At 47.8% G+C, this 17,928-nt stretch carries 12 protein-coding genes; 6 read left to right on the top strand and 6 right to left on the bottom strand.

Going from position 1 to position 17,928, the window contains the following annotated elements:
• Window positions 1-148: 148 nt before the first annotated feature.
• Both QZ327_RS12390 and QZ327_RS12385 read right to left on the bottom strand, forming a co-directional pair.
• On the bottom strand, window positions 149-853 hold the full coding sequence (locus QZ327_RS12390; RefSeq protein WP_294619737.1) for a ComF family protein: 705 nt from the start codon (window positions 851-853) through the stop codon (window positions 149-151).
• Between the two features lie 9 nt (window positions 854-862).
• Window positions 863-1,327, bottom strand: a complete 465-nt coding sequence (locus tag QZ327_RS12385; protein ID WP_294619735.1) for a hypothetical protein — start codon at window positions 1,325-1,327, stop codon at window positions 863-865.
• A 249-nt stretch (window positions 1,328-1,576) separates the two neighbouring features.
• Here QZ327_RS12385 and hepB point away from each other — a divergent pair, with 249 nt between their 5' ends.
• On the top strand, window positions 1,577-3,898 hold the full coding sequence (gene hepB / locus QZ327_RS12380) for a heparin/heparin-sulfate lyase HepB (protein WP_294619733.1): 2,322 nt from the start codon (window positions 1,577-1,579) through the stop codon (window positions 3,896-3,898).
• A 9-nt stretch (window positions 3,899-3,907) separates the two neighbouring features.
• Here the strand turns inward: hepB and QZ327_RS12375 are convergent, their stop codons facing one another.
• The gene (locus QZ327_RS12375) at window positions 3,908-4,399 is read right to left on the bottom strand and encodes a 3'-5' exonuclease (protein WP_294619731.1); all 492 of its coding nucleotides are present in this window, start codon (window positions 4,397-4,399) and stop codon (window positions 3,908-3,910) included.
• 189 nt (window positions 4,400-4,588) lie between these two features.
• A complete protein-coding gene (locus QZ327_RS12370; RefSeq protein WP_294619729.1) occupies window positions 4,589-4,762 on the bottom strand; it encodes a hypothetical protein in 174 nt (57 codons plus the stop codon).
• A gap of 457 nt (window positions 4,763-5,219) precedes the next feature.
• On the opposite strand from QZ327_RS12370, the gene QZ327_RS12365 reads away from it, so the two are divergent.
• From QZ327_RS12365 to xyn10D/fae1, 5 genes are all read left to right on the top strand, one after another.
• Window positions 5,220-5,792 (top strand): NUDIX domain-containing protein, encoded by a 573-nt coding sequence (locus QZ327_RS12365; protein WP_294619727.1) that lies wholly within the window; start codon window positions 5,220-5,222, stop codon window positions 5,790-5,792.
• 93 nt (window positions 5,793-5,885) lie between these two features.
• The gene (locus QZ327_RS12360; protein ID WP_294619725.1) at window positions 5,886-8,918 is read left to right on the top strand and encodes a tetratricopeptide repeat protein; all 3,033 of its coding nucleotides are present in this window, start codon (window positions 5,886-5,888) and stop codon (window positions 8,916-8,918) included.
• A gap of 9 nt (window positions 8,919-8,927) precedes the next feature.
• On the top strand, window positions 8,928-10,604 hold the full coding sequence (locus tag QZ327_RS12355; protein ID WP_294619723.1) for a TonB-dependent receptor: 1,677 nt from the start codon (window positions 8,928-8,930) through the stop codon (window positions 10,602-10,604).
• 135 nt (window positions 10,605-10,739) lie between these two features.
• A complete protein-coding gene (gene topA / locus QZ327_RS12350; protein WP_294619721.1) occupies window positions 10,740-13,088 on the top strand; it encodes a type I DNA topoisomerase in 2,349 nt (782 codons plus the stop codon).
• Between the two features lie 228 nt (window positions 13,089-13,316).
• Window positions 13,317-15,455: a bifunctional endo-1,4-beta-xylanase/feruloyl esterase gene (gene xyn10D/fae1 / locus QZ327_RS12345; RefSeq protein ID WP_294619719.1), complete on the top strand. Its 2,139-nt coding sequence runs from the start codon at window positions 13,317-13,319 to the stop codon at window positions 15,453-15,455.
• 208 nt (window positions 15,456-15,663) lie between these two features.
• On the opposite strand, the gene argS is transcribed toward xyn10D/fae1, so the two are convergent.
• Together argS and QZ327_RS12335 are read right to left on the bottom strand one after the other, a co-directional pair.
• Entirely contained in the window at window positions 15,664-17,481 is a 1,818-nt protein-coding gene (gene argS, locus QZ327_RS12340; RefSeq protein WP_294619717.1) for an arginine--tRNA ligase, read from the bottom strand.
• A 127-nt stretch (window positions 17,482-17,608) separates the two neighbouring features.
• Complete coding sequence (locus QZ327_RS12335; protein ID WP_294619715.1) at window positions 17,609-17,872, bottom strand: hypothetical protein; 264 nt, start codon at window positions 17,870-17,872, stop codon at window positions 17,609-17,611.
• Window positions 17,873-17,928 lie beyond the last annotated feature (56 nt).

Genomic DNA, 17,928 nt, shown 5'->3' with positions numbered 1-17,928 from the left:
GGAGTTGGGAAGTTTATGTTTCATACACCAAAGATAGGGGTTTTAACTAATTCCCACAAGTTTTCAAACTGAACCCCGAAAACCCTGTGGATATGTTATGTTAATACGGGTCAGTTCGGCTCAGTTTGAATACTTGGGGAGGGATTTATCAATCATTTGCTACAGCAAGCGTCAGCACGCTAATCCGTATGCCTGCCACATCCCGGAACGCATCGGCACATGCCGTGGTGGTGGCTCCTGTGGTAAGCACATCATCCACCAGCAAAATATGTTTCCCGACAAAACGTTCGGGATAGAGCAGATGAAAGATGCCGTCCACATTCTCCCAACGTTCATAGGCAGATTTTCTTGTCTGCGTCTCCGTATGCTTTTTCCGCACCACCGAAGAAACATCCAAAGGAATGCCCGTGACCGCCGCAATGCCTTGAGCTATACACTCACTTTGGTTATACCTGCGCATTTGTTGTTTGCGGGGATGCAAAGGGACGGGAATCATGACATCTACTTCATGAAAGAATCCCGAAACAGCCAATTCCGCCGCCATAAAGCGTCCCATTGTCTCCCCCAAATCCTTACGACCGCCATATTTCAACTGATGCAGGATGTGACAGTAATCACTGCCTTTATGATAAAAGAAATAAGAAGCGGCACGCCCTAAAGGGAACTTTCCCCAAAACATACGTTCCACCAGATTGTCTGCACGAAGATGATAATTCGTACGGGGCAGATCCATATTGCATTTCAGGCAAATAGCCTCCTCTCCTTCCTGCAAGGGCATGCCACACACGGCGCACTGACGAGGAAAAAACAGATGAAGAAAAGACAAAAACCATCTTTTAAACGTGTTTCCCATCACGACAGTCTATTTGTCCGCCACCTGCTTATAAACAAGCTTTCCACGTTGGCTCACAGTCCATTGCCCATTCTCCAAACGCACATTCTTCGTATCATCATCCTCAACATTCCAGGCATATCCGCCGGCAGGCAAGCCGCGACGGAAAAGAATCTCGTTCGGAGCATCCTCTGCGGAAAAGAACAGCTCCACTTGCATGGAATCGGGACTAAACACAAGGAACAACGTCTTCCCCGTATCTTCCACGGCACTCAAGCGGACACCCTTCTCCCACAGACGGATGCAATCTTTCTGCACCTCGCTCCAGGTGTATCCTGCCGAAGCGATACACCCGTGCTCGTCCCGGTCGTTTCCTACCATTCCTGCCTTTTCCGTCTTATCGGCAGCTTCAACTTTCTTTTCGCGGTTACTTGCACAGCCTGCCAGCAACGTTCCGGCGCATAACAGGCACATAGATATCATCTTTATATTCATACTACAGATTCAATGAATTGAGTTTCATGTCCAAAGGTAGAAACAAATCATTAATTAAAAAAGTTTCTTGCCACAACCACTCCTAATATTGTTTCGCCAACTACCACAGATGTTGAAAAATACGACATCACCCTTATTTTATCAACACATCACTGTTTAAATAAAAAATTTAATGTTTTAATTTACACTCGGAAAACGTAGGATTACCACCCGGAAAACCGACATAATCATTTTACTAATCTATAACACATGAAAAAAAGTATCCTATTTATCACGGGCCTTCTGCTTTGTATCTTCTGCCTGAAAAGCAATGCCCAGCAAACCAGACGGGAAGTTACCTGGGAAAAGATGGAAGACGTCACAGTGCCCATTCCGCCACAAGTACATCCACGGCTCTATGTACGTTCCGCCAATCTGCCGGATTTAAAGAAACGGATGAATCATCCGCACGTAAAGGAAGTCATTGCCACGCTGAACAAATTAGGCAAGGACCGCACACCCGAAGAAGAAGCCAAAGTCAAGGACAGAGGCTTCCGTTACTACTTCGAGATGCGCGGTGTGACCAGCCGCGTACAGGTACAAGCGCTCGACTACCTTGTATATGGCGACAAGAAACAAGCCCGAAGCGCCATCACCGCCATGCTTGACACGCTCCGGAACGTCAACTACGGCACAAAAGGAGATTTGTCCCGCGCCAGCGGTGTGATGCTGACCTGCGGCGCCATCGTATACGACTGGTGCTACGACCAGATGAAGGAATCTGAAAAAAAGGCTTATATAGAGTCCTTTATCCGCATAGCCAAAACGATGGAATGCGGTTACCCGCCACGCAACAACGAACCGATTGCCGGACACTCCAGCGAGTGGATGATATTGCGTGACATGTTGTCTGCCGGCATAGCCATCTACGATGAATATCCGGACATGTACAACCATGTGATAAAGATGATGTTCAAAGATTACCTCCCCGTAAGAAACTATATTTATTCCGGACACAACTACCATCAGGGGACAAGCTACGCAAACGTACGCTTCAGCAATGACCTTTTTTCACTTTGGATTCTGCAACGCATGGGCGCAGGAGCCATATACGACCCGGCACAGCAGTTTGTCCTGTATGACTTCATCTATCGCCGCCGTCCCGACGGACAGGTAATGCCGGCAGGAGACACCAATCCTATCAGGAAAAACATGCCGTCCTATTCGCTGCCCGCCATGCTTGCATCCAGTTTCTACAAAGACAGCTACTTGGCATACGAGTACGAACGCAAGCCCAACATCGAACGCCATTGCCTTATCTTCGACATCCTGTGGAGAGATTTCGAACTGAAGGCCAAAGCCCCCGACGACCTGCCGCTGACGCGCTACTCAGGCACTCCGTTCGGTTGGATGATAGCCCGCACGGCATGGGACAAGAACAGCGTGATTGCCGAAATGAAAATAAACGAGCAGTTTGTCGGCAACCATCAACACATGGACGGCGGCTCTTTCCAACTCTATTACAGAGGTCCTCTTGCCATTGACGCGGGAGCCTATCAAGGAAGTTCCGGCGGATACAACAGCCCGCACAACAAGAATTTCTTCAAACGTACCATCGCACATAACTCGTTACTGATATACAATCCCGACGAAAAATTCGCCTGCTGGAACTACGGCGGAGGCGGAAAAACCGAATTTGCCGCCAATGACGGCGGTCAACGCATGCCCGGCGACCGTTGGGAAACCTGCCGTTCGTTCAAACAACTGTTAAGCAAAGATTACACCACGGGCAGGACACTGGCACACGGCTTCGGTCCCGATGCCCATAAGCCCGACTACTCTTATCTGAAAGGAGACATCACGCAAGCCTATACGGATAAGGTAAAAGAGGTGAAACGCTCCTTCGTATTCCTAAATCTGCACGCCTCCGAAGTGCCTGCCGCACTAATCGTTTTTGACAAGGTGGTATCTTCCGACCCGCAATTCAAAAAATACTGGCTGCTGCACAGCGTTGAAGAACCTGCCATAGAAGGGAACCGCTTCACAATCCGGCGCACCAAAAACGGTGATACGGGAATGTTGCAAAACCATGTATTATTGCCCGAAACCAACAACGCGCAAATAGAAAAGGTAGGCGGCAAGGGAAAAGAGTTCTGGGTGTTCGGCACCAACTATCCCAATGACGCGCTGCCCAACCGCCCCGACGACGCCAACGAACGGGGAGCATGGCGCGTGGAAATTTCTCCCGCAGTTCCTGCTGCCGAGAACTACTTTTTGAACGTAATGCAGGTTGCAGACAACACCTGCAAGCAGATGAACAACGTGAAACGCATTGATGCCGAACGAGTGGTAGGCGTGCAGATAGCCGACCGAATCGTTACTTTCAGCAAAGACAGCCGCCCCCTGTCCGGCAAGGTCGATATGAAAGTGGACGGAAACGCTACCCTGAAATTCGTCGTTACCGACCTCGTTCCGGGAACATGGCAAATCAAGAAAGACGGAAAAGTGTATATTCCCGCTATGGAAGTCCGCTCGGACGACGGCATCCTTTCTTTTGAAGGCACTGCCGGACATTACGAGTTCCTGCGGTAAACAGATGTGCTAAATAATCTGCCTGGCTATCCAGGCACAGGCTTCCGCATCGGCCAGCGCATGGTGATGTTGCTCTAACCGGTAACCGCACCATGCCGCTACCGTATGCAGCTGATAATTGGGAAGCCCCTTAACGGCACGGCGTGCCGCCTGCAAAGTACAACGAAAATCATACTCCGGATAATCCATGCCATAAGTTCGGAATACCGCTTTCAGGCAACGCTCATCGAACGCTTTGTTATGTGCCACCAGCGTCAGCCCCTCAATCCGGGGAGTAATCTCCCGCCATACGGTCGGGAAAATAGGCGCACGGGCAGTATCCGCCAAAGTCAGCCCATGCACACGGGTATTCCAATATGTATAATATTCAGGTTCCGGACGAATCAAGCTGTAGTATTTATCTACAATCTCTCCGTCCCGCACAATGACTATACCAACACTGCATACACTGGTGCACTGCTCGTTGGCTGTTTCAAAATCTATGGCGGCAAAATTCTCCATGAAACGACTAATCCATGTTACATCCGAAGTTAATAACTTCGCACTATAACCGCAAAGATAAATGAAAATCGCAGGAATCTCACACCGCCGGGATAAAGAAAATGTTTTTTCTTTAGAGGAAAGATATAATATTTCGAAACAACACCCATTAAGAACCACAGTTTTTTCATTTACAGGAGCTAAAGGGAGCTATCTCCCTTCGGGATAGGAGTCAAAAGCCGACAACCACACCGAAGAATACGACTGCGGAGACCGCACAGACAGGCAGGCGGAAGCGGACAAACGGAAACGGACCGGAGAAGAACAAACGGATAAAAGCAGGCGGGCGAAATATCCCCGCCAAATGCTTATTATCAGTAACATACGAGTGCCACTCGTTTTCTGCAAGGTGGAACTTTATTCCCAGCTTGCCGGGAACGCGTTCCCACCTGATTGGGAATACGTTCCCAACATGCAGGGAACACGTTTCCAACCAGGTGGGAATACCGGAAGAAAAAGAAGCTGTCAGCCACGGGGCTTTTATTCACGGAATCCATCAGAAGTCAGAGGAAGAAGGGCGACAACTCCCTTCAATTCCTGTAAATGAAAGGACCGTGGTTAAGAGCCTGTTTAAATTTTCTTCAAAAAACTCACGTAACCACACTTTTCAGGCACTGATGACACACTTGCAACCTTTCCTATGCAATCACGATGAGAGTGTGTCAAAACCCTCTTGCCACTTAACAGGCAAAACCTTACCGGCGTATTGGCAGACTTTTCAATCTCCCGTGTAGGATTATTTACTATCTTTGCCTATCGCAACCACTAAAGTTATAAGAAAATGGAACATCCCCTCTCCCAATTCAGATATTGCCCGAAATGCGGCTCGGAACATTTTGAAATTCATGATGAGAAATCAAAGCTGTGCAAAGATTGCGGCTTTACCTATTATTTCAACCCCTCCTCCGCCACTGTTGCCCTGATTGTGAACGAACAAAACGAACTGTTGGTGTGCCGCCGCGCCAAAGAACCGGCAAAAGGAACACTGGACCTGCCGGGCGGCTTCATCGACATGGCGGAAACCGGCGAAGAAGGTGTGGCACGCGAAGTGAAGGAAGAGACAGGCATGACAGTGGCAGCAACCGAATACCTGTTTTCATTGCCAAATATTTATGTCTATTCGGGATTTCCCGTACATACGCTGGATATGTTTTTCCGTTGCGCCGTAACCGATACCCTGCACTTTAAAGCAATGGACGATGCGGCGGAAGTGTTCTTTCTTCCGCTAAAAGACATACGTCCGGAAGACTTCGGGCTGGCATCCATCCGTAAAGGTGTGCAAATGTTCCTGGCAGATATGCTCCACGGTTCCAAGCATCCATACATCCCGCAAACGGATAGTTTTAAACGATAGAGCCGCAACTATATCCTAAAAAAAACAAACAATCAGAACATTTTCAAACCAAAACCTGTATTTTTGTAAAAGAATCTATTCTAATCATTGAAAATGAAACATAAAATCTACCGCATATTATGCACCGCGCTTTGTTGCGCACCTTTGCTTGTCGCCGCACAAACGAACGAAAAAATCACATCCCCGCAACAGCTGTATGAAGAAGGGCGGCATCTGTTCCGTCAAAAGGCTTTTGCAGCGGCCATGTCTCCGTTGCAAGCTTTTGTGAAACAAATCGATGCGGAAGGGAGTCCGTTGTCCGCTATCGGAGACAGGGAAGAAGCCGAATACATGTTGGTATGCGCCGAATACGAACTGAGAAGTCCCAACAGCATAGAACTGCTCCGGGGTTATCTTGATACGCATCCCGACACTCCCCATGCCAACCGCATTTACGCACTCATAGCATCCGCCTACTTCTTCGAAGAAAAATATGACGATGCGCTGGCAATGTTCAACTCAGCCCGCCTTGACCTTTTGGGTGACGAAGAACGGGATGACATGACCTACCGCCTGGCAACCTGCTACTTGAAAACCGGAAATGTAAAAGAAGCCGCCATCTGGTTCGAGACATTACGCAACACCGGCTCCAAGTATGCGGCAGACTGTACGTACTACCTCTCGTATATCCGTTATTCCCAACAGCGGTATGACGATGCGCTTAGCGGTTTCCTCAGTTTACAGGACAATGCAAAGTACAAGATGCTCGTACCTTATTATATTGCGGAAATATACCTGGCTATAAATAATCATGACAAAGCCGAGATAGTTGCGCAAAACTACCTGTCCGCCTATCCCAACCAGAAATATACAGGAGAGATGCACCGCATACAAGGTACGGCGGATTACCGTTTCGGCAGATATCAGGAGGCAGTGAAAGCCTTCAACCGCTATCTGAAAGAAAATGCGGAACCTGTCCGGAGAAGAGACGCGCTCTACATGTTGGGAATGTCCTACTACCGGACGGGAGTCTATTCGCAAGTCCCCGTTGTCCTGGGTGAGGTGACCACCGCCAAAGACGCGCTTGCCCAAAACGCCTACCTGCACATGGGATTGGCATACCTGCAACTTGCCGACAAGAACAAGGCACGTATGGCTTTTGAACAGGCAGCCACGTCCGATGCCGATTTGAAGATAAAGGAGCAGGCGGCCTACAACTACGCACTCTGCATCCATGAAACGGCTTACTCCGCTTTTGGCGAGTCGGTTACGGTCTTCGAAAACTTCCTGAACGAGTTTCCCAATTCCGCATACACCGACCAAGTAAGCAGCTATCTTGTAGAAGTGTACATGAATACCCGCAGCTATGATGCCGCACTCAAATCCATCGAACGCATTGCACATCCCGGCAAGGCAATCTTGGAAGCCAAGCAGAAAATCCTGTTCCAACTGGGCGCCCAATCATTTGCCAACACGCAGTTTGAGCAGGCAATCAATCATTTCAGCCAAAGTATCGCCTTAGGACAATACAATCTGCAAACCAAGGCCGATGCCCTATATTGGCGAGGTGAGTCTTACTACCGGCTGAACCGCATGCAGGAAGCCGCCCGCAATTTTAACGATTACCTCTCCATCACTCCGCAGAAGAATACGGAAATGTATGCCCTTGCCTACTACAACCTGGCATACATAGCTTTCCACAAGAAGGATTATGCAACGGCACAAAACCGTTTCCTGAAATTCATCCAATTGCAAAAGAACGGGGAAGCCACCGTCCTTGCCGACGCGTACAACCGTATTGGCGACTGCCACTTGCATGTCCGCCGCTTTGACGAAGCCAAACAGTACTACACCCGGGCAGAAAACTTAGGCACACCTGCCGGTGACTACTCTTACTATCAGCTGGCTTTGGTATCGGGTCTGCAAAAAAATTATGACGAGAAAATCGCTTTGCTGAATCAGCTGGCAAGCAAATATCCCAATTCTCCCTACGCTGTCAACGCACTCTACGAGAAAGGCCGCTCTTATGTGCAAAACCGTAACAGCAATCAAGCAATCGCTACTTTCCGGGAATTGCTGGGCAAGTATCCCGAAAGCCCCATCAGCCGCAAGGCTGCCACGGAAATCGGTCTGCTGTATTATCAGAACGATGATTACAACCACGCCATTGAAGCCTATAAATACGTTATAACCAAATATCCGGGCAGCGAAGAGGCGCGTCTTGCCATGCGCGACTTGAAATCCATTTATGTGGAAGCCAACCGCGTGGATGAGTTTGCCGCGCTTGCCGCCCAAATGCCGGGCAGCATCCGCTTTGAGCCCAGCGAGCAAGACTCTCTGACTTATATTGCCGCAGAAAAAGTGTATATGAAAGGGGAAATCACTCCTGCAAGGGAAAGTTTCATCCGCTATCTGCAAAGTTATCCGAACGGAGCTTTCAGCCTGAATGCGCATTATTACCTGAGCCTCATCGGAAAAGAACAAAAAGACGAGCCCGCCGTATTGGAGCATACCGGCAAACTGCTGGAATATCCGGACAGCCCGTATTCGGAAGAAGCCTTGCTGATGCATGGGGAAATCCTGTTCAACCGCCAGGAATACGAACAGGCTTTGGCGGACTACAAGCAGCTGCAAGCACGCGCCACAACTGCCGAGCGCCGTCAACTGGGCGCCACGGGGATATTGCGATGCGGCACATTGTTGAAGGACGACATAGAAGTGATACAGGCCGCAACCGCTTTACTCGCCGAAGCCAAACTGGCTCCGGAATTACAAAACGAAGCCCTGTACCATCGCGCCAAAGCTTACCTGAACCAAAAAGCGGTGAAAAAAGCCACGGATGATCTTACCGTTTTAGCAAAAGACACCCGTACATTATACGGTGCGGAAGCCAAATACCTGATAGCACAGCTGATGTACGACACAGGCGACTATGCTGCCGCCGAAAAAGAGGTGCTGGACTTCATCGACCAAAGCACACCGCACGCCTATTGGCTGGCGCGCAGTTTCATCCTGCTGTCCGACGTATATGTCGCTATGGACAAGAAACTGGATGCACGCCAATACCTGCTGAGCCTGCAACAAAACTATCATGCTGATGACAATATCGAAAGCATGATTCAAGAAAGATTGGAAAAGCTGAAATAAAAGAATATAATGAATATGAGAAAGATACCATATATCCTCAGCGGAATAACGCTGATGGTCCTGCCTTTAGGCATCCATGCCCAGCAGCAACCCCAAGACTCCACCGTAAACCGGACGGTTGTTGTGGAACAGGAATACAATCCCGACATTCTGGACGCATCCAAAATCAACGTACTCCCGAAAATAGAACCGCCGACAGCCACTAAAAGGACCGTGGAATACGATGCCACCCTCATGCCTGCCAACTCCATTCCGGCAACCGTCATGCAGGCGTATACCGGCAAAGAGACGCAAGCCAAGGCACAACCCGGATACGTCAGTTTAGGATATGGCAATTACGGAAATCTGGATGCACGTGCCAGCTACCTGTTTACGCTATCCGACAGAGACCGTATCAATCTGGATTTCCATTTGGACGGCAGGGACGGCAAGCTCAACCTACCCGAAAATGATGGCAAATGGAACTCGTATTACTATCGCACTCATGCCGACATCGGTTATTTGCACCGTTTCAAGAAAGTAGACCTGGATATTGCAGGAAACTTCGGATTGAGCAACTTCAACTTCCTGCCCGGCGTAAGCGCCAGAAAACAAAAGTTCACTTCCGGCGACATTCATTTCGGAGTGAAATCCACCGCTATGGAACTGCCCTTCCGGTTCAGCGCGGAAACAAACCTGATGCTTTATGAGCGCCAATATGATTTCAGTTCATTCGACAACCGGGAAAATATTATCCGTACCAAAGCACAGGTAGCAGGAAGCATATCGGACGAACAGACTGTCGGCATCGGTTTTGCAATGGACAATGTGCTGTACAAGAACAATAATTTTGAAAACCATACATCACTCGACCTGAACCCGTATTACCGTTTGGAAAACGATGACTGGAAAATACATATCGGCGCCCGGGTGGATATGGCCTTCGGTTTTGGCAAGAAGTTCCGGGCAGCACCTGATGTGGCAGCAGAATATAACTTCTCGGACAGCTATGTCCTCTATGCACAGGCAAAAGGCGGAAGATTGCAAAATGATTTCCGCCGTTTGGAGGCATTCTGCCCGTATGGACAAATCATGCCGCAATTGGATGCCACTTACGAACAGGTAAATGCCGCCATCGGCTTCAAAGCCAGTCCGGCAACCGGATTATGGTTGAACCTGTACGCCGGATACCAAAACTTAAAGGATGATTTGTTTTTGAATAATGTGTCTTTCCTCCAACCGGCAGACATTGACGGCAACGAGTATTACCCGATGCTTTCCATCGACCAATGGAATACAAACAACCTGCATGCCGGTGCAGAGATACGTTACGACTATAAAAACATACTGTCATTCGCCATAGCCGGAATTTACCGCAACTGGAGCGCGAAGGCAGACAGCCAGTCCGACATCAAAGATTGGGTACTTGCCTACAAACCGGCATTCGAAGCCAACCTGCACATGGACGTGCGCCCTATATCAGACTTGCTTCTTAACCTTGGCTACCGGCATATTTCGCGCGAGAAGGTGGAGTGGGGCAAAGTTGATGCAGTCAATAACCTCTATTTAGGCGGCAGCTACGAGTTTTTAAGAGGAATATCCGTTTATGCCCGCATAGACAATTTATTAAACCGAAATTATCAATATTATTGGGGATACCCGGCCGAAGGCATCAACTTTATCGGTGGGGTAAGCTTTAAATTCTAACAGGCAAGACAAAAGACATTACGAGTAAAAAAGGTCATTTTTGCTAAATTCTCCTTATATTATAAGGTGGAAAGTTTGTTTTTTCCTACTTTTGCGGGCAAATTAGTGGCTGTAACCACTATTAAACAGAAATTTATGCAGAAAAACCTTGTCATCGTCGAGTCTCCGGCAAAAGCGAAAACCATTGAAAAGTTCCTCGGAAAGGATTATAAAGTCCTTTCCAGTTATGGTCATATACGCGATTTGAAGAAAAAAGAGTTCAGTATTGATATTGATAAAGATTTCAAACCGCATTATGAAATTCCGGGAGATAAGAAAAAGGTTGTAGAAGAACTGAAAGCCGAAGCCAAAGAAGCGGAAACCGTATGGTTGGCATCCGATGAGGACCGCGAGGGAGAAGCAATTGCATGGCATTTGTACGAAGTATTGAAACTACAACCGGAACATACCAAGCGTATCGTTTTCCATGAAATCACCCAAAGCGCCATTCTGAAGGCTATCGAACAGCCACGGAATATTGACATCAACCTGGTAGACGCGCAGCAAGCACGCCGCATTTTGGACCGTATCGTAGGTTTTGAACTTTCACCCGTGCTGTGGAAGAAGGTGAAACCCGCGCTTTCTGCCGGCCGTGTCCAATCGGTCGCCGTCCGCCTTATCGTGGAGCGCGAGCGCGAGATACAGGTTTTTCAATCGGAAGCGTCATACCGGGTCACCGCCGTATTCCTCGTACCTGATGCCGAAGGCAAGTTAGTCGAGATGAAAGCCGAACTGGCGCGCCGCATCAAAACAAAAGCCGAAGCTCAAAAATTCCTGGAAAGTTGCCAATCGGCTACTTTCACTATCAGTGATATTTCCACCCGTCCGTTGAAGAAGACCCCTTCAGCTCCTTTTACAACGTCTACCTTGCAACAAGAAGCTGCCCGCAAACTTGGGTTTACAGTGGCACAGACCATGATGATTGCCCAACGGTTGTACGAATCGGGAAAGATTACCTATATGCGTACCGACTCCGTCAATCTGTCCGAACTGGCTGTAAACAGCAGCAAAGAGGTCATTGCCGGCATGATGGGAGAGCGTTACGTACACCCGCGCCATTTCGCAACAAAGACCAAAGGTGCACAGGAAGCCCACGAGGCCATTCGTCCTACCTACATGGAAAATGCCAAGATAGAAGGTACTCCACAGGAAAGAAAACTGTACGACTTGATATGGAAGCGCACAATAGCCTCTCAGATGGCAGATGCGGAAGTTGAAAAAACGACCGTCAGCATCAATATCAGCAATGAGACAGACACGTTCAATGCAACAGGAGAAGTGGTAAAATTCGACGGTTTCCTCCATGTATACCGCGAATCGATTGATGATGACGCAGAGCAAGAAGATGAGACCCGCCTGTTGCCACCCTTAAAGAAAGGACAGGTTCTGCAATACCAGACCATTCTTGCCATGGAGCGTTTCACCCAGCACCCTTCCCGTTACACAGAAGCCAGCCTTGTACGCAAACTGGAAGAACTGGGCATCGGGCGTCCTTCCACATACGCTCCCACTATTTCTACCATACAGCAACGCGGTTACGTGGAAAAAGGAGAAAAAGCCGGAGAAGAACGTACTTACAACATACTTTCATTGCAGGAAAGCAAGATTGCGGATGTCATCCAAACCGAAATTACAGGAGCCGAGAAAGCCAAACTGATACCTACCGATATAGGTACTGTGGTCAACGACTTCTTAATGGAATATTTCCCAAACATCCTTAACTATAACTTTACTGCCAGCGTTGAAAAGCAATTCGACGAAATAGCCGAGGGAGAAAAGAAGTGGACGGCTATCCTGAATGATTTCTATAAGGACTTCCACCCCTCTGTAGAGAGCACGCTTGCTACCAAGAATGCCCACAAAGCCGGAGAACGCGTCTTGGGTGAAGAACCGGGCAGTGGCAAACAGGTATCTGTAAAAATCGGCCGTTTCGGACCTGTTGTACAGATTGGTACGGCGGGTGACAGTGAGAAACCTCGTTTTGCCCAGCTCAAAAAAGAGATGTCCATTGAAACGATAACACTGGAAGAAGCATTGGAACTGTTTAAACTGCCCCGTACCTTAGGAGAATACGAGGGCAAGACAGTGACAGTAGGAACAGGTCGTTTCGGTCCCTACGTGTATAACAACGGAATGTACACCTCACTCCCGAAAACAATAGATCCCATGGAAGTTACATTGGACGAAGCAATCCGGCTTATCCAAAACAAAAAAGATGCCGAAGCCCAAAAACATCTTAAGAAATTTGACGAAGACCCGGAACTGGAAATATTGAACGGTCGCTACGGACCCTATATTTCCTATAAAGGCAATAACTATAAGATTCCGAAAGATATTATCCCGCAAGATTTGAATCTGGCTGCATGCAGGGAAATCATCAAATTGCAAAGTGATCCGGATGCACCGAAAGCCAAACGCGGCAAATATGCCAAGAAGAAAAAATGATAATGCTATAAGAAGAACAAAAGTTGTGTCAAAACCCCGACACAACTTTTGTTATATATTGCCCCCCGATAAAATACACCGCCACGTCCGGAATTCTGCTTTTTTCCTCATTTTATTGAAGCATGTATCATACAGGAAAGAACATGTAACATGAGTATGCCCTTTCTTTCTACGAAAAGGCATTATTTTGTGATAGTTTTAAAATAAAAACCTTTAATTTATTATCACATGAAACATTTACTCAAATTTCCTCTTTGTGCATTGGCTTTTGCCATGACTGTAAATACCGGATTTGCCCAAAACGGTGAAACAGGATTAAAGGATGCCTACAAAGATTACTTCTCTATCGGTGTGGCTGTCAATATGCAGAACATCACCAACCCTGAACAGATTGCCATTATCAAAAAAGATTTCAACAGCATTACGGCAGAAAACGATATGAAGCCGCAACCTACCGAACCTGCTTATGGACAATTCAACTGGGAAAATGCCGACAAAATCGCCAACTTCTGCCGCAACAACGGAATCAAACTGCGTGGACACTGCCTGATATGGCATGCGCAGATTGGCCAATGGATGTATCAGGATGAAAAAGGCAATCTTGTATCCAAAGAGAAATTGTTCCAAAACATGAAGCACCACATCACCGCCATTATGGAACGCTACAAGGATGTGGTATATGCTTGGGATGTGGTAAACGAAGCGATTTCCGATGGCAACCGACCGGGCATGGGAGAAAAAGCAAGCCCTTACCGGAACTCACCACTCTATCAGATAGCAGGAGATGAGTTCATCAAAAAAGCCTTTATTTACGCCCGCGAGGCAGACCCCAACGCACTCCTTTTCTACAATGATTACAATGCCGTCATCCCTCAAAAGCGCGACCGCATTTATAATATGGTAAAATCCATGAAGGAAGAAGGCATACCTATTGACGGTATCGGCATGCAGGGACATTACAACATTTATGGCCCAAGCATAGAGGATGTGGATGCCGCCTTGACAAAATACGCTACCATAGTGAAACACATCCATATTACCGAGCTGGACATCCGCGCTAATGAGGAAATGGGAGGACAACTCAACTTCAGCCGTGAAGCCGGCGATATCAGCCAAACAGTAAAATTGCTTCAGGAAGATCAATACACGCGTCTTTTCAAGGTTCTCCGTAAACATAAGGATGTAGTGGACAATGTCACATTCTGGAACCTTTCCGACCGCGACTCATGGGTAGGCGTACGCAACTATCCGTTGCCCTACGATGAAAACTACAAGCCGAAACGCGTTTACAGCCTTATCAAAGACTTCAATCCTGCGGCGGACAATGCAGTGGTGAAAGAAGACTTCCGTCCATCCTCACTCAATCAGCCCGGACAACAATATCCTATGGTCAACTCACAAGGATATGCCCGTTTCCGCATAGTTGCCCCTCAAGCCAAATCGGTCATCGTCAGCCTCGGTTTGGGCGGTCGTGGCGGCACGGTTCTCCGCAAGGATAAAGAAGGTGTATGGACAGGCACGACAGATGGCCCCATGGACGAAGGCTTCCATTACTACCACCTCACCATTGACGGCGGCGTGTTCAACGATCCGGGAACAAAGAACTATTACGGCTCTTGCCGCTGGGAAAGCGGCATTGAAATCCCTGCTCACGACGCTGATTTCTATGCCATGAAAGAAGTGCCCCACGGCAATGTGCAACAAGTTTACTTCTACTCAAAGAGCACCAACACCCACCGTCGTGCATTTGTCTACACCCCACCCACTTACGGCAAAGACAAAAAGAAATATCCGGTTCTCTACTTGCAACACGGCTGGGGAGAAGACGAAACCGCCTGGTCCAATCAAGGACATGCAAACCTGATTATGGACAACCTGATTGCCGAAGGGAAAATCAAGCCCTTTATCATCGTAATGACATACGGTATGACGAATGACGTAAAATACGGACATATCAACAAATTTACAGCCAAGGAGTTCGAAACAGTACTGGTGGACGAACTGATACCTTACATTGACAGTAACTTCCGCACGCTCGCCGACAAGAAACACCGTGCCATGGCCGGACTCTCCATGGGAGGTTTTGAAACCAAACTGATAACCCTGCGCCGTCCCGAAACATTCAATTACTACGGGTTGTTGAGCGGCGGTGTCTATGCGCCAAGTGACATAAAAGACAAAAATCAGGTAGCAAACATCTTTATCAGTTGTGGCAGCAAAGAAAATCCGAACGGAGTAATCAAAGCAGTAGAAGACCTCAAGGCTGCCGGTTTCAATGCAACCTCTTTTGTTTCTCCCGACACTGCACACGAGTTCCTCACCTGGCGGAGAAGTTTGTATCACATGGCACAATTACTGTTCAAGTAAAGATATGAACAGATATTGAAAGCCTGTTTATATATCATCAGTACCTATAAAAGGTACTGCCTGTAGAGCAAAAACAAATTTAAACAGGCTCTTGTAATCCGTATATTCCTGTATAACTTTACAAGAGAAGACCTTGACAAAACATAGGGGTGTGTCAAAAAGAACTTTGACACACCCCCATTTTATATTGCTATTTAAGAATAACCGGTTACATTCTGTCGGGCACCTCAATGCCGAGCAATCCCATTCCCAAACGTACTACTTTAGCCACATTCTCGGACAGGGCAAGGCGGAATATCTTCACCGCCTCGTTTTCCTCGCGCAATATGCTGAAATCATGGTAGAACTGATTGTATTCTTTCACAAGATCGTAAGTATAGTTGGCAATCAGCGAAGGGCTGTAATCCTCACCCGCCTGTTTCACAATGGCAGCAAAGTCCGCAACCATCTGTATCAGCCCCTCTTCCTTCTCACTCAATTCAATGCCCGAAGGAAGTTGTGCCGGAACGGCGATACCCGCCTCCTTCGCCTTGCGGAGCACTGACTGGATACGTGCATACGTATACTGGATGAAAGGTCCCGTATTACCGTTGAAGTCGATGGACTCTTTCGGATTGAACGTCATATTCTTGCGTGCATCCACTTTCAATATGAAATATTTCAAGGCACCCAAACCGACAATACGGGCAATATTATCAGCCTCCGCTTTAGTCAGACCGTCCAGCTTACCCAGTTCTCCGGAAGTCTCCTTAGCGGTATTAATCATTTCGGCCATCAAATCATCAGCATCTACAACCGTACCCTCACGACTCTTCATTTTGCCTTCGGGCAGCTCCACCATACCGTACGAGAAGTGAACCAATCCTTTCCCCCATTCAAAACCCAACTTATCAAGCAAAATAGAGAGTACCTGGAAATGATAGTTCTGTTCATTGCCTACCACATATACCATCTTGTCAATAGGGAAATCGGCAAAGCGCAATTTGGCGGTACCTATATCCTGCGTCATGTAAACAGACGTTCCGTCCGCACGGAGAAGCAGTTTATGGTCGAGTCCTTCTCCGGTCAGGTCCGCCCATACGGAACCGTCTTCCTTGCGATAGAAGAACCCTTTCTCCAAACCTTCCATCACCTTCTCCTTACCCTCCAGATAGGTTTCCGATTCGTAATAAATCTTATCGAAAGTAACCCCCATCATGCGGTATGTCTCATCGAAACCTGCATATACCCAGTCATTCATCATCTTCCACAAAGCGCGGACTTCGGGGTCATTGGCTTCCCACTTCACCAACATCTCACGGGCTTCTTTCATCAAAGGAGATTCGGCTTCCGCCTTGGCTTTAGCTTCTTCCTCGCTCAAGCCTTCACCCAGAAATTTCGCCGTCAGCTCTTTTACTTCAGCCTTATAATGTTTGTCGAAAGCCACATAGTAATCTCCTATCAGGTGGTCGCCTTTCTTGCCGGAAGACTCAGGAGTTTCGCCGTTGCCGTACTTCTGCCAAGCCAACATCGACTTACAGATATGAATGCCGCGGTCGTTCACGATGTTCGTCTTTACCACCTTGTTGCCATTAGCGGCAATGATATTCGCCAATGCGTTGCCCAGCAGGTTATTACGAACATGTCCCAAATGGAGCGGTTTATTGGTATTGGGTGAAGAGTACTCAATCATCACCAACGGAGAGCCATCGGTTGCGGGAACGATACCGTACTGCGCATCCGCATGAATCCCGTTCAACAACTCAATCCATGCCGAGGAAGCGATTGTCAGGTTCAAAAAACCTTTAATCACATTGAATGCCGAAACCGAAGGCTCGTTTGCCTGCAGATATTCGCCAATCTCTTGTGCGGTCTGCTCCGGTCCTTTTTTAGACATGCGGAGAAAAGGGAAAACAACCAACGTGAGGTGTCCCTCAAATTCTTTCTTGGTTTTCTGCAACTGTATCTGTGCGGCCGGAACATCCTGACCGTACAGTGCTTTCAATCCGCTTATTACGGACGTTGCCAATTTCTGTTCTATATTCATGATTCAAATGTATTTTCTGCGTACAAAGATACGAACTATTTTTAATTCCATAAAAAAGAAGACATTGTATGCGTTTCCCTTTCCCAAGTTTTATCTATAATTCCCACGGCTTTTTCATTTAAAGGAGTTAAAGGGAGTTGGAAGGAGCTACCTCCCTCGGGACAGGAATCAAAAGCCGACAGCTATACCGGGGAGACAGGACCGGAGAGACCGCGCAAACAGACAGGCGGGAGCGGACAAGCGGAAACGGACCGGTGAAGAACAAACGGATAAGAACAGACCGGCGGAACATCCCCTCCAAACGCTTATTATCAGCAACATACGAGTGCCACTCGTTTTCTACATGGTGGAACTTTATTCCCAGCTTACCGGGAACGCGTTCCCACCTCATTGGGAATTCGTTCCCAACGTGCAGGGAACACGTTCCCAATTAAGTGGGAACATCGG

The sequence above is a fragment of the uncultured Bacteroides sp. genome, assembly GCF_910578895.1.
Taxonomy (GTDB): Bacteria; Bacteroidota; Bacteroidia; order Bacteroidales; family Bacteroidaceae; genus Bacteroides.
Note: the sequence above shows the minus strand (reverse complement) of the source record. Positions and strands in the feature narration are given on the sequence as shown.